Origin of the sequence: Streptomyces sp. ISL-100 (assembly GCF_018614615.1) — a bacterium.
GTDB lineage: Bacteria > Actinomycetota > Actinomycetes > Streptomycetales > Streptomycetaceae > Streptomyces.
Genome location: NZ_JAGGOK010000023.1, coordinates 23,245 through 35,946 on the forward strand (window position 1 = coordinate 23,245; position 12,702 = coordinate 35,946).

Annotated in this window: 11 protein-coding genes; 6 read left to right on the forward strand and 5 right to left on the reverse strand. The window is 69.3% G+C overall.

Annotated features, from left to right (window positions below):
• The first annotated feature begins 14 nt into the window (after positions 1-14).
• From J7E89_RS10515 to J7E89_RS10525, 3 genes are all read left to right on the forward strand, one after another.
• Positions 15-1,712 carry an NAD(P)/FAD-dependent oxidoreductase gene (locus J7E89_RS10515; RefSeq protein ID WP_214971752.1) on the forward strand — a complete coding sequence of 566 codons (1,698 nt, stop codon included), beginning with the start codon at positions 15-17 and terminating at the stop codon, positions 1,710-1,712.
• Positions 1,709-2,770, forward strand: coding sequence for an NADP-dependent oxidoreductase (locus tag J7E89_RS10520; RefSeq protein WP_214971726.1), 1,062 nt, complete (start codon positions 1,709-1,711; stop codon positions 2,768-2,770). Before J7E89_RS10515 ends, J7E89_RS10520 begins: the two co-directional genes overlap by 4 nt.
• 120 nt (positions 2,771-2,890) lie before the next feature.
• On the forward strand, positions 2,891-3,766 hold the full coding sequence (locus J7E89_RS10525) for a Bax inhibitor-1/YccA family protein (RefSeq protein ID WP_214971729.1): 876 nt from the start codon (positions 2,891-2,893) through the stop codon (positions 3,764-3,766).
• Positions 3,767-3,887: 121 nt separating this feature from the next.
• On the opposite strand, the gene J7E89_RS10530 is transcribed toward J7E89_RS10525, so the two are convergent.
• On the reverse strand, positions 3,888-4,118 hold the full coding sequence (locus tag J7E89_RS10530; RefSeq protein WP_138899329.1) for a DUF4287 domain-containing protein: 231 nt from the start codon (positions 4,116-4,118) through the stop codon (positions 3,888-3,890).
• Between the two features lie 100 nt (positions 4,119-4,218).
• Here J7E89_RS10530 and J7E89_RS10535 point away from each other — a divergent pair, with 100 nt between their 5' ends.
• Positions 4,219-4,593, forward strand: coding sequence for a hypothetical protein (locus J7E89_RS10535; RefSeq protein WP_214971732.1), 375 nt, complete (start codon positions 4,219-4,221; stop codon positions 4,591-4,593).
• Positions 4,594-4,600: 7 nt separating this feature from the next.
• Here the strand turns inward: J7E89_RS10535 and J7E89_RS10540 are convergent, their stop codons facing one another.
• From J7E89_RS10540 to J7E89_RS10550, 3 genes are all read right to left on the reverse strand, one after another.
• Entirely contained in the window at positions 4,601-5,497 is an 897-nt protein-coding gene (locus tag J7E89_RS10540; protein WP_214971755.1) for a hypothetical protein, read from the reverse strand.
• Between the two features lie 229 nt (positions 5,498-5,726).
• A complete protein-coding gene (locus J7E89_RS10545) occupies positions 5,727-6,947 on the reverse strand; it encodes an acetyl-CoA C-acetyltransferase (RefSeq protein WP_214971734.1) in 1,221 nt (406 codons plus the stop codon).
• Positions 6,948-7,292: 345 nt separating this feature from the next.
• Positions 7,293-8,291, reverse strand: a complete 999-nt coding sequence (locus tag J7E89_RS10550) for an SGNH/GDSL hydrolase family protein (protein ID WP_214971758.1) — start codon at positions 8,289-8,291, stop codon at positions 7,293-7,295.
• Positions 8,292-8,465: 174 nt separating this feature from the next.
• Between J7E89_RS10550 and J7E89_RS10555 the strand changes: the two genes are divergently transcribed.
• Positions 8,466-9,860: a cystathionine beta-synthase gene (locus tag J7E89_RS10555; RefSeq protein WP_214971738.1), complete on the forward strand. Its 1,395-nt coding sequence runs from the start codon at positions 8,466-8,468 to the stop codon at positions 9,858-9,860.
• Between the two features lie 315 nt (positions 9,861-10,175).
• On the opposite strand, the gene J7E89_RS10560 is transcribed toward J7E89_RS10555, so the two are convergent.
• The gene (locus tag J7E89_RS10560) at positions 10,176-10,604 is read right to left on the reverse strand and encodes a hypothetical protein (RefSeq protein ID WP_214971741.1); all 429 of its coding nucleotides are present in this window, start codon (positions 10,602-10,604) and stop codon (positions 10,176-10,178) included.
• Positions 10,605-11,714: 1,110 nt separating this feature from the next.
• Here J7E89_RS10560 and J7E89_RS10565 point away from each other — a divergent pair.
• Positions 11,715-11,885: a hypothetical protein gene (locus J7E89_RS10565; protein WP_214971743.1), complete on the forward strand. Its 171-nt coding sequence runs from the start codon at positions 11,715-11,717 to the stop codon at positions 11,883-11,885.
• The last annotated feature ends 817 nt before the right edge of the window (positions 11,886-12,702 follow it).

The following is a 12,702-nucleotide window of genomic DNA, read 5'->3' on the forward strand; positions in this document are numbered from 1 at the left end:
AGAGCAGAGAGACGATGATCATCATCGGTGGCGGCCTCGGCGGCCTGTCCACCGGCTGTTACGCGCAAATGAACGGCTACCGCTCGCAGGTCCTCGAAATGCACGAGATCCCCGGCGGCTCCTGCACGGGCTGGGGCCGTGGGGACTTCACCTTCGACTGGTGCATCAGCTGGCTGCTGGGCAACGGACCCGGCAACCAGATGTACCAGATCTGGCTCGAACTGGGCGCCCTCCAGGGCAAGGAGATGCGCCACTTCGACGCGTTCAACATCGTGCGCGGCCGCGACGGCCGCGCGGTCCACTTCTACTCCGATCCCGACCGCCTCGAAGCCCACTTACTGGCCATCTCACCCGCCGACGCCCGCCCGATCCGCAGCTTCTGCGACGGCGTACGGAAATTCCGGAAAGCCCTGGCCGTCTACCCGTTCCTCAAGCCGGTCGGATTGATGGGGGCGGTCGAGCGCTGGCGGATGCTGGCCGGGTTCCTCCCGTACTTCAACACCATCCGCAAGTCGATCACCGAGCTGATGTCGGACTACTCCGCGCGGTTCAGGGATCCGCTGCTGCGCGAGGCCTTCAACTTCATCCTGTACGAGAACCACTCGGCGTTCCCGGTGCTGCCCTTCTACTTCCAGCTGGCCGCCCACGCCAACCACTCGGCCGGCGTGCCGGAAGGCGGCTCGCTCGGCCTGGCGAAGTCCGTCGCGCAGCGCTACGAGCGCCTCGGCGGCGAAGTGAAGTACAACGCCAAGGTCCAGGAGGTACTGGTCGAGAGCGACCGCGCGGTGGGGGTGCGACTGAGCGACGGCCGGGAGTACTACGCCGACATCGTCGTCTCGGCCGCCGACGGCCACACCACTGCGATGAAACTCCTCAAGGGCCAGTACCTGAACGACACCTACCGGGACCTCTACACGCGAGTCATCGACGAGCCGGGCATGCTGTCCCCCGGCTACGTCAGCCTCTTCCTCGGCCTGCGGCGCCCCTTCCCGGACGCGGACCCCTGTACGACGTACCTGCTCACCGACGCGGAAGCGGCCCGGCTGCCCGGGATGCGTACGCCGAGCATCAACGTCCAGTTCCGCAGCAGGCACTACCCGGAGCTGTCGCCCGACGGAACGTCCGTGGTCTTCGCGACGTACTTCTCCACCATCGACTCCTGGCGGCCGCTGCGCGACGGCCCGGAGCAGGCCAGCAGGCAACGCCGCGGGCAGGAGCTGCACACCCTCCCGGTGCGGCACGGCAGGGAGTACAGCGCGGCCAAGCGGCGCGTGCGCGAAGGCATCGTGGGCTTCCTGGACGACCGCTACCCGGGGCTCAAGCACGCTGTGAAGGTGGCCGACGTATCAACGCCGCTCACTCAGGTCCGCTACACGGGTACCTACGACGGGGCGTTCCCCGGCTGGCAGCCGTTCGTCGAGGGCGGCGAGACGCTGGAGGAGGAGATCAAGAAGAACGGGCCGGTGCTGCCGGGACTGGAGAACTTCTACCTCTCCGGCGTCTGGGCCACCATCGGCGGCCTGATCAGGGCGGCCGCGGCGGGCAGGCACGTCATGCAGTTCATCTGCCGCGACGACGGCCGTGAGTTCACGGCGAGCATCGACGACAGCGCGCCACCGCCCACGCACCGCATCGTGCCGGTATCCACCGGCACCACATCCACCGGCACCACATCCGCCGACAGGCCGACCACCACAGGGGTTCTCGCATGAAGATCCAGAAGTGGGTGGTGCGCGAGCACGTCGACGGTGTGCCGGATGTCGGCCGGATCTACGAGAAGGTGACCGACGAGGTCGACGTCACCGCCCTCAAGGACGACGAGATGCTCTTCAGGACCCGGTACGTCTCGGTCGACCCCTACTTGCACGGGCTCGCCCTGGAGACGCCGATCGGCGAGCACATGACGGCCGACTCGGTCATGGAGGTGGTGGCGGCGGGGCCGGACGCGGCGTACGGGGTCGGCGACGTGGTGCAGGGCTACGGCGGCTGGCGCAGCCATCTGGTCAGCGACGGCGGACCGGTGGTGTGGCGGGACGGCCTGCTGCCGATGGTGTTTCCGGCCTTCCGCCTGCTGAACCCGGCGCACTACGACGAGGCGACGCTGCCGCTCTCCTCGGTGCTCGGCGTCATGGGCGTGGCCGGCCTGACGGCCTGGGGCACGATGACCAAGTTCATGACAGTGCGCCCCGGCGACACGGTCGTGATCAGCGGCGCGTCGGGCTCGGTCGGCACCCTGGCCGGCCAGCTGGCCAAGCGCGACGGCGCACGGGTCGTCGGCACCACCGGCTCGCCCGAGAAGGCGGCATTCCTGACCGGCCTCGGTTTCGACGCCGTCGTGCTCTACCGGCAGGGCGACGAGGCCGGCGCGGTGCGGGAGGCGCTGGCGCAGGCCGCGCCGGACGGCGTCGACAAGTACTTCGACAACATGGGCGGCACCGTGACCGACGCGGTGTTCACGATGCTCAACGTCGGCAGCCAGGTGGCGGTCTGCTGGCAGTGGGCGACCCAGGTGGGCAAGGAGGCCGTCGGGCCGCGCCTGCTGCCGCACATCATGTTTCCCCGTACGACCATCCGGGGCATCTTCGCGCAGGAGTGGTACGCCGAGGAGCATCTGGCGGCACTGCGCACGGAGCTCGGGGGCATGATCCGGCGCGGCGACATCGCCCACCACCAGACGCTGCACCACGGATTCGACTCGATCCCGGACGCCTACCGCAGCCTCTATGTCAACCGGGCGGCCAACCGGGGCAAGGTGCTGGTGGCGCTGTAGACCGGATGCCCCAGCGATCCCGAACCGTCACTAAAGATCCTCCCCTGGCACTAGGGTCTTCCTTTTGCTTTCCCATTACTCTTGAGTCAAGGCCACGCAGGGTGGCCATGGAGGAGTGAGATGAGGAGCAGCAACCCGGTCTTCTCGCGACGGGGCTTCAGCCGCGACAACGGCACCGCGGGCTTCACCGCGGCACCGCAGGCCGGGGGCCCCGCCGCCGTCGGTACGGCGCAGGGGAACCCGTACGCCCAGGGCGCCCCCGTAAACCCGTACGCCACCAACCCTTACGCCCAGCAGGACACGCAGTACGGCGCGCCGCAGGCGCCCGTACGCGGCGATGTCATGACGATGGACGACGTCGTCGCGCGGACGGGCATCACGCTCGGCCTCGTGATCGCCGGCGCCACCGTCGCCTGGGTGATGAACATCGGCCTCGGCCTGGCCATCGGCGCCGCTCTCGTGGCGATGGTGCTCGCGCTGGTCCAGTCCTTCAAGCGGACGCCCGTCCCGGCGCTGATCCTGGCGTACGCGGGCTTCGAAGGCATCTTCCTCGGCGCGCTCAGCAACTACGTGAACACGCTGGTGTCGCCGGGTGCGCCGATGCAGGCGGTGCTGGGCACGATGGCGGTCTTCGTCACCATGCTCTTCCTGTACAAGACCCGGATCATCCGGGTCACGCAGCGCTTCACGCGCTACCTGATGATCGCCGCGATCAGCTTCATCGTCCTGACGTCCGTGAACCTGCTGTTCATGGTCTTCGGCGGCGGTGACGGCCTCGGCTTCCGCAGCGGGTGGATGGGCGTCGTCTTCGGTGTCGTCGGTGTGCTGCTCGGCGCGTTCTTCCTCGCCATGGACTTCAAGCAGGTCGAGGACGGCGTCGCGTACGGCGCTCCGCGCGAGGAGTCGTGGATGGCGGCCTTCGGCCTCACCCTGACCCTGGTGTGGATCTACCTGGAGATGCTGCGACTGGTCTCCATCCTCAGCGGCGACGACTAGGACGACTGGTTCAACAGTCGCCCCTGGGCACATGCGGAAGGGCCCGCCCGGCAAACGCCGGGCGGGCCCTTCCGCATGTCTCAACCGGTTATCCGGACTTATCTGGACGACGTTTCGACGGCTAGAGCAATCGCCGGGCGGCGCGCCTCAGGTCGTACTCGTGGATGATCGCTTTCGCATGGCCGTAGGCGAGATTGTGTTCACTCCGGAGCCAGCTGACCTTCTCCTCGAAGCGGAAGAGGGCTGGGCCGTCGTCTACGGCGCGGAGCCAGTCGGAGACTTCACGACCGGTGCAGTGGGGGATTCGGGAGAGCAGGTTCTGATGGGTCTCTTCGGAGAAGACTTGGGACATTCGGCGCCTCCGGACGCATTGCGCGAGTGCTCCTTCATGTCACCGTGCCTGAGTGTTCGCCCGTTGGCAACAGTCCCGGGAGGGCGCGTAGGGTCGCGGCGTGCTTGATACAACGCCTCTGACGGCCGCCGTGGACCGATTCGCCGACCGCCTGCGCGCCGCTCCGCAGAGCCGCCTGCAGCGCGGCGCCGCCGCCGAAGGACTCGCGCTGGCCAGGGAATTGGCCGTACGGGCACAGCGGATCGAGGAGCCGGAGGCGCAGCCGCGGATCATGCCGGACGCGGGCGCGTTCGCGGTGGCCGATCAGCTCGCGGTGGCCGGCCACGATCTGGCGGGGGCGCTGGAAATGGTCGCGGCGCCGGAAATGGCGGGGGCGCGGGAACGGGGAACGGCCCCGTCCGTCGAGGCCGTGGAGGCCGAGCTGGACGAGGCCGTGAAGCTGGTGAAGGCGGCGGCGGCGCGGGCCGGGGTCTGAGCCGGGGCTAGATCGACGCGATGACGCGGTCGGCGAGGATGTAGACGCTTTCCTCGCCGCAGGAGAAGGTCAGGGCGTACGCACCGGAGATGCCGGAGCCACCGAGCAGCACCGGGGACTGGCCGACGCGCAGCGACTCGGCGAGGCGTTCGGCGGTCTCGCGGTGGCCGGGGGTCATGCAGAGCGTCGTACCGTCCATGAAGACGTACACGTCGAGGGTGCCGAGCGGCCCCGGGCGTACGTCGGTGAGGGCGGTCCGGGCGGCCGCGAGCTCTTCCAGGCGTGTCACGGTGCGCTCGTGGTCGGCCACGACCGGTGTCTGAACGGGGACGAAGTCGGGGTGCGACGGGTGGCGGCGGCGGGCGGCGGCCAGCTCGGCGGAGTCCTCGGGGAAGGCGTCGGACTGCTCAAGGTCGTCGACGCTGTCGAGCCCATCGAGCCCGTCCAGCCCCTCGAAAGCGTTGATGCTGTCGGCGCCGTCGGCACTGTCGGCGCGGTCAAGTGCTTCGAGCGCCTCGTACGCGTCGAACGATTCCAGGCCCGTGAAGTCCGCCTGGCGCGGGATGAAGAAGGGGGGCGACTCGTCGCCGAGACCGGGCAGACCGCCCAGCAGCGACGGGGCGTCGGCGGCGTCGCGGGCCTCCTGCGCGGCCCAGAACGCACGCGCTTCGGCCAGCTCGCGCTCACGCTCCTCGGCGAGGGCTTCGGCTACTGCGGCCCGTATCCCTTCCGCTTCGGCGGCACTGGTCTGCTGGGGGACGGCGGCCCCGGAACGGCTCACGGCCGCGGCCGTCAGCTCGTTGCGCAGAGCGGCGACCTGCTTGCGCAGTCCGTGGACTGCGTGCAGGGCAGCGGCGCCCACGGCCGTGGCGGCGGCCGTGGTCAGCAGCAGGGCAAGAGGCATGGCGCTCACTGACTTACTCCCGGTTTCATCGATCCCCCGACTTCCTACATCAGCTTGAGGTGAGTGCGCGCCATCTGTCAGTGCATTACGTCACGAATTGGACAGTTCTTTCCGCCGCCCGGTGAGGCCGCAAACATCGTTGACCTGGGGATATGCCTCTCCCCCAGGAGATAGATCACATCCTGGGGGAGATTGGGTTACGAACCGGGTGCGGTCGGCGTCCTCAGGTTCAGCTGAGGCGCTCGATGACCATGGCCATGCCCTGGCCGCCGCCCACGCACATCGTCTCCAGGCCGAACTGCTTGTCGTGGAACTGGAGGCTGTTGATCAGCGTGCCGGTGATGCGAGCACCGGTCATGCCGAAGGGGTGGCCGACGGCGATGGCGCCACCGTTGATGTTGACCTTGTCCAGGTCCAGGCCGAGGTCCTGGTAGGACGGGATGACCTGGGCGGCGAAGGCCTCGTTGATCTCGGCGAGGTCGATGTCGCCGATGCTCAGCCCGGCGCGCTTCAGCGCCTGCTTGCTGGCCTCCACCGGGCCGTAACCCATGATCTCGGGCGAGAGCCCGGAGACGCCGGTCGAAACGATGCGCGCCAGCGGCGTCAGCCCCAGCTCACGGGCCTTGGTGTCGCTCATGATGACGAGGGCCGCGGCGCCGTCGTTGAGCGGGCAGCAGTTGGCGGCGGTGACGCGGCCGTCGGGGCGGAAGACGGGCTTGAGGCCCTGGACGCCTTCGAGGGTGACGCCGGCGCGGGGGCCGTCGTCCTGCGACACGACGGTGCCGTCGGGGGTCGTGACCGGGGTGATCTCGCGCTCCCAGAAGCCGTTCTTGATGGCCTGCTCGGCGAGGTTCTGCGACCGTACGCCGAACTCGTCCATCTCGGCGCGGGAGATGCCCTTGAGGCGGGCGAGGTTCTCGGCGGTCTGGCCCATCGCGATGTACGCGTCGGGGACGAGGCCGTCCTCACGCGGGTCGTGCCAGTCGGCGCCCTCGGTCTGCGCGACGGCGGCGGTACGGGCCTCCGCGTCGGCGAAGAGGGGGTTGTGGGTGTCCGGCAGGGTGTCGGAGTTGCCCTTGATGGAGCGGGAGACCATCTCGACACCGGCGGAGATGAAGACGTCACCCTCGCCGGCCTTGATGGCGTGCAGCGCCATGCGGGAGGTCTGGAGGGAGGAGGAGCAGTACCGGGTGATGGTGCAGCCCGGGAGGTGGTCCATCCCCATCTGTACGGCGACGATCCGCCCCAGGTTGTGCCCCTGCTCGCCGCCGGGGAGGCCGCAGCCGAGCATGAGGTCGTCGATGTCGCGGGGGTCGAGCTCGGGCACCTTGGCGAGGGCGGCCTGCACGATGGTGGCGGTCAGGTCGTCGGGCCGAAGGTCCTTCAGCGAGCCCTTGAAGGCGCGGCCGATGGGCGAACGGGCGGTGGAAACGATCACGGCTTCGGGCATGACGGCTCCATGAGGGCGAGAAGGCGGTACGCAGGGCTAGCAGGGAAGTTACCCGTACGTATGGCCGTGGTCACCGACCTGGTGATGTGATGCGGGCCTCTTTTCTAAGCGCCCGCTCAGTCGGTGGTCTTTCCTTCCCCTTACCCACTGGCGCGCAAGGCTGCCGCAACGCGCCACATTCAGCCCCTCCGGCGATTGAGGAGCCGGGTCTGGGGCGGAGCACCTCACGCGGCGGACATCACGCGGCGGAGCCGCAAAATGTCACAGCGGGAAGGGGCGGGTAGGGGACAGCGCCGCAGGCACCTACCCGCACCCACCCACCCGCCCACCCGCACCGCCCCACCGTCACAGTGCCCGCCGCGGCTCCCGCTGAGCAACCGGTTCCGCCGGGGTCGGCAGGCGGCGACGACGGCGGTGCTTGAGGAGGGCCCAGGGAGCCCGGGCGCCCGTAACCTCCGTACCGGCGGCCGACGCGGCCTCCGCCGCCGCCTTGGCGACCGGCAGCATGTCCTCGTCGCGCGAGGCGTCCAGCCGGTCCGACTCCGGCCACAGACCCAGCGCCGCGCAAACCGTCGGCAGTACGGCCATCGCCGCAGTCGCGTACCCCTCCGCCGAGGGGTGGTAATTGTCCGGCCCGAACAGTTCACGGGGGTTGGCCAAGAACTCGGGCCCCAGCAGATCGCCCAGCGACACCGTCCGCCCGCCCTGCTCCACCGTCCCGATCGTCTGCGCCGCCGCGAGCTGTCGGGAGACGCGCCGGGCCAGCCACCGCAGCGGCTGGTAGACCGGCTCGATCGTGCCCAGGTCGGGGCACGTCCCGACGACCACTTCCGCCCCCGCCGTACGGAGGCGGCGTACCGCCGAGGCGAGGTAGCGGACCGACTGCGTGGCCGGCATCCGGTGCGTCACGTCATTCGCGCCGACCATGATCACGCAGACGTCGGGCAGCCGCTCACGGTCCGCCAGCAGCGCCGTGACCTGGCGCTCCAAGTCGTCCGACTGCGCCCCGGGCTGCGCCACATTTCGGAGTACGACCGGACGTTCCGCCACCGCCGCGAGACCGGAAGCGAGCAGCGCCCCCGGTGTCTGCCCGGCCCGGCGTACGCCCTGCCCGGCCGCCGTCGAGTCGCCGAGCATGGCGAGCCGCAGCGGGGCATCCATGGGATACCCGGCCAGCGGCATGCCGTACAGCCCGTCCGCCAGTGGTGGTACCGGCGCCCGGCCGCCGCCCACCGACCGTTTGGCCAGCTGGACCTCGGCAAGGAAAATCCCCACCGCCGCCGCGCCGACCAGACCGATCCCGCCCCCGCCGTACGCCGCGCCAGCGGCGATCCGCCGTGCCACCCTTGCTCTCGACACAGTCGCAGCCACCTCCTCGAAGCCTCGAAGCCTCCCGCTCACTCCGCTCAAAGGCTTACTGCCCGGTAGTGGCCTCTCTTCAATCGCGCCCGAACGTGAACGCACCGTCGTTGGCGCTTTACGCTGGGCAGCACCATTACGGAGACCCCGGAGCGCATCGTGCAATTTCACGACTCGATGATCACCCTCGTCGGCAACACCCCGCTTGTGAGGCTGGGCAGCGTGACGGCCGGCATTCAGGCAACAGTCCTGGCCAAGGTCGAGTACTTCAACCCCGGCGGATCCGTGAAGGACCGGATCGCCCTGCGCATGATCGAAGCGGCGGAGGAAAGCGGCGCCCTCAAGCCCGGCGGCACGATCGTCGAGCCGACGTCCGGCAATACCGGTGTCGGTCTCGCCATCGTGGCGCAGCAGAAGGGCTACAAGTGCATCTTCGTCTGCCCGGACAAGGTGTCCACGGACAAGATCAACGTGCTGCGCGCGTACGGCGCCGAGGTCGTTGTATGCCCCACGGCAGTCGACCCCGAGCACCCCGACTCGTACTACAACGTCTCCGACCGCCTGGTCACCGAGACGCCGGGCGCCTGGAAGCCCGACCAGTACAGCAACCCGAACAACCCGCGCTCGCATTACGAGACGACCGGTCCCGAGCTGTGGACGCAGACGGACGGGAAGATCACGCACTTCGTGGCGGGCGTCGGCACCGGCGGCACGATCTCCGGTACGGGGCGCTACCTGAAGGAAGTCAGCGACGGCAAGGTCAAGGTGATCGGCGCGGACCCGGAGGGCTCGGTGTATTCGGGTGGATCCGGGCGGCCGTACCTCGTCGAGGGCGTCGGTGAGGACTTCTGGCCGTCGGCGTACGACGCGACGGTGACTGATGAGATCGTCGCGGTGTCGGACAAGGACTCGTTCCAGATGACGCGGCGCCTCGCCAAGGAGGAGGGCCTGCTGGTCGGCGGCTCCTGCGGCATGGCGGTCGTCGGCGCGCTGCGCGTGGCGGAGCGTCTCGGCCCGGATGATGTGGTGGTCGTACTGCTGCCGGACAGTGGCCGCGGGTACCTCAGCAAGATCTTCAACGACGAGTGGATGGCGGACTACGGCTTCCTGGAGGAGTCGGGGCCGCACGCGAGCGTCGGGGACGTCCTGCGGTACAAGGAGGGCGACATGCCGAACCTGGTGCACATGCACCCGGAGGAGACCGTGGGCCAGGCGATCGACGTACTGCGCGAGTACGACGTCTCGCAGATGCCGATCGTGAAGCCGGGCGCGGGTCACCCGGACGTCATGGCCGCGGAGGTGATCGGCTCGGTCGTCGAACGCGAGCTGCTGGACGCCCTGTTCGCGCAGCGCGCGCAGCTGGGCGACAGGCTGGAGAAGCACATGAGCGCGCCGCTGCCGCAGGTCGGTTCGGGCGAGCCGGTGGAGGACCTGATGGCCGTGCTGGGCAGCAAGGGGCAGCACGACGCGGCGATTGTGCTGGTGGAAGGGAAGCCGACGGGTGTGGTGAGCCGGCAGGACCTGCTGGCGTTCCTCGCGAAGCCGCAGGCGTAGTGGCGGCTTGGTGTCGGCGTAGTGGCAGCGTAGTCGTGGCGTAGTGGTGGCTTAGCCGCGGCTTCGCGAAAGTGGTACGAGGGCGACACGTTGGCGCAGCACCGGCTTAACACGGCTGGGGCACATTGGTTGTTGTCGGCGTCAAGGACAACCGGAGCGGCTCCCGGACCTCCACAGACGCCTGGCGCGGGACCGGCCCTGAACCCGGCCCGCGCCCCTCGCGGAGACCGCCGTCGTCCCGCCCCCCGGGTGACCGGGGGTGCGGCGGTCTCCGCGGTATTTATTTTCTTTGCTTCTTTGGCCGTTGCTTGTTTGTCAGTCGTCCCATTCGGACTTCTGACGGCTCCTGCCCTGGCTCCTTCGCTGCCAGGGCAGGCCACGGGCGGCGTGGACGGCGTTGACGCCGACGATGCCGAGCCAGGCGACGACCAGACCCTCGATGCCCGCGTTGGCGACACCGATCGCTGACAGCGGGATGGCGAGGACCAGCGACACCGCGCCGAACCCGAACCGCTCGCCGAAGCTCGACGTGTCCTGCGGCGACTTGGTGCCGCCTCTGGCGACAACCACCTGCTGCTCGGCCAACTGGCGCCGGACGCGGCGGTCGACCGTATCGTCGAGGCGCTGCTCGACCTTCTCCAGGAACGACTCGACAAGCGCGGACTCGTAGTCGTCCCCCAGCTCCTTGCGCGCGTGCAAGGTAGCGTCGAGTTCCTTCTTCAGCTCAGGGTCGCGGGCTTCCATGGTGACAACGCTACGGAGCGAGGGAGGCCTGTGGCAGTGGTGCTAACCCCCCCTTTCTCCCTGAGGCAAGCCGTCGCTCGTGCGTGTAGCGGGGTTGACGTGACCAAGGCTTGCTTCTGGGGGTTTCGGGCTGTCCCGAGCGCTCCAGGGTCGGTGGGCCGTGACGGCGCGTCAAGGGCGCTCCTGCGTCGCGTCGCTGCGCGATGTGCCTACGGCCCACCCTTGACCCGCCGCCCCGGCCCACCGCTAACGCTTTCCACGGGGACGGCCCAAAGAAAAACGCCCTGCACGCCGACTGGAATATGGGCGCGGGTCGGCTCGGTGGCCGTCGGGTGAGTGGGTGGGGCGCGGCAGGTTGAGGGGGTGGCGCGGCCCCTGGCTCGGCGGGTGCGGCGACGGTCGTTGGTGCGACACCCCTATTCCCACGCACGCGACCACCCAGGACGGTGGCCGGTCGGCCGACCGGGTCGACGTGCGGACTCGTGTCGGCGCGGGTGGGGCGCGGCAGTTGGATGGGGGGACTCGGGTGGGTGTGGCGTCCGCCCCGCCCGGTGGTCGGTTGGGCCGCAAGCAGGTTGCTGATGTGGGTGGGCGGAGGGGCGTCCAGGGGGCAGGCAGTCCTGCCGACGGGCCGGCCGGACGGGTCGGCCGGCCCGCAGGCCGGGTTGATGCTCCGGGCGGGGGTGGGGCAGCTCGGGGTCCTCGGCCCGGCTGCTGGGGCGACTCGGTGTTCTCGGTCGGGCCGGTGGGGCGGTTCAACGTCCCTCGGCCCGCGTGGATGGGACAAACCATGCACAAGATGAAGCAGCACGCCCTGTTCATCCCTTTTTGGATGCATTGCAGGGGGGCAGGTCGCGTCATGTGATGGATTGGGACGCTGGCTGTCGAGCATTGGCCCTGCGGAAGTCAATAGTGGCGATGAACGCCGTGTTCCCTAGCCACCTGGGTGGCGTGCGTCGAGGAGATCCGGGAGGCGTTCGGGGCGCTGCTGGATTCGGTACCTGCCGCCTGCCAAGGGCCGCCAATGACGCGCCTTCCAGCGCGGCGTTGGGTAACTTAGGATCGCCGCCTCTGGATCACTGGGGAGTGATCCCAAAAGGGTGGGGACTCATGGACTTCTTCATTGGCATTCTCTTGATCGTTTTCGGGGCGCCGCTTGTCGGCATCCTCGGCCGGGTGATCGAGAACTCCGGGAGCGAAAGCGTCGGCAAGACGATCTCCATAGGCGGGTACCTGGCCGTGCTGGGGGTTGCTGCCTGGCTGATCATCGGCAGTTTCTGACAACCGCCAGGCCGCAAAAAGGGGCGATGGTCGGCCGACAGTGCTCACGGCCTGCGGATCGTAGAGGAGCGTTTCGGCTCACGTCGTCCCCCCGCGAGGGCGCGCCGGCCGACGCGGTCGACTGGTGTGACTGCCCGTCGGCCTGACGGCCTGACGGGGGACGGGCGCGGACTTGGGGCGGCCGAGACGTTCGTCCCTCTCGGCGGGGTCTGGGGTCAAGCGGCTGCCCGAACTCGTGGCCTTGGTGGGGTTCGGTCGTCGCGGTCGTGTCGCTTCCGGTCATCACGGGAGCGTTTGGGCCCACGGCGGCGCCGTACGGGCCGCGAGGGTGGTGCTTCGGTGTTGGGTGCGCCGCCCCCACTTGCATCAGCAACGTGTTGGAAGCTAGACCGGTCGCCGGGCGGGGCGGACGCCGAACTTGCCCGAGTCTCCCCATTGAACTGTCGCGCCCGACCCGAGCGGACATGTGTTCGCAGGTCGACCCGGAACGGCCGGTTGTCTGCCTACGTGGGTGCGCGTGTGCGTGGGAATTGGAATGGCGCGCCAATGGCCGTTGCCGCAGTCGCTGAGGCTGGGGCCGAGCCGTCCCCGAGGCCTCATGCGCCCCACTCACCGGGCCCGTCGCCCGGCAGCGGTGATCGGCCGCTTGCCGGGCCTTTCCCGTGGGCTCCCTCCGGGGGCCGCCCCCCTTAAGCATTGCGGCGGAGGTTCGGCGGTCAAGGGTGGAGCGGAGCGGAATCGCCGTAGGCGACGCGACGTAGGAGCGCCCTTGAGGGGCGGGCCTCCGCCGCCAACTTTGGTAAAGGCGGCCCCCACA

Bases quoted from the DNA above. Each gene is read 5' to 3' on its own strand.
- J7E89_RS10530 (WP_138899329.1), bottom strand. From the start codon at position 4,118: ATGTCCCAAGTCTTCTCCGAAGAGACCCATCAGAACCTGCTCTCCCGA.
- J7E89_RS10545 (WP_214971734.1), bottom strand. From the start codon at position 6,947: ATGCCCGAAGCCGTGATCGTTTCCACCGCCCGTTCGCCCATCGGCCGC.
- J7E89_RS10540 (WP_214971755.1), bottom strand. From the start codon at position 5,497: ATGCCTCTTGCCCTGCTGCTGACCACGGCCGCCGCCACGGCCGTGGGC.
- J7E89_RS10525 (WP_214971729.1), top strand. From the start codon at position 2,891: ATGAGGAGCAGCAACCCGGTCTTCTCGCGACGGGGCTTCAGCCGCGAC.
- J7E89_RS10520 (WP_214971726.1), top strand. From the start codon at position 1,709: ATGAAGATCCAGAAGTGGGTGGTGCGCGAGCACGTCGACGGTGTGCCG.
- J7E89_RS10560 (WP_214971741.1), bottom strand. From the start codon at position 10,604: ATGGAAGCCCGCGACCCTGAGCTGAAGAAGGAACTCGACGCTACCTTG.
- J7E89_RS10515 (WP_214971752.1), top strand. From the start codon at position 15: ATGATCATCATCGGTGGCGGCCTCGGCGGCCTGTCCACCGGCTGTTAC.
- J7E89_RS10565 (WP_214971743.1), top strand. From the start codon at position 11,715: ATGGACTTCTTCATTGGCATTCTCTTGATCGTTTTCGGGGCGCCGCTT.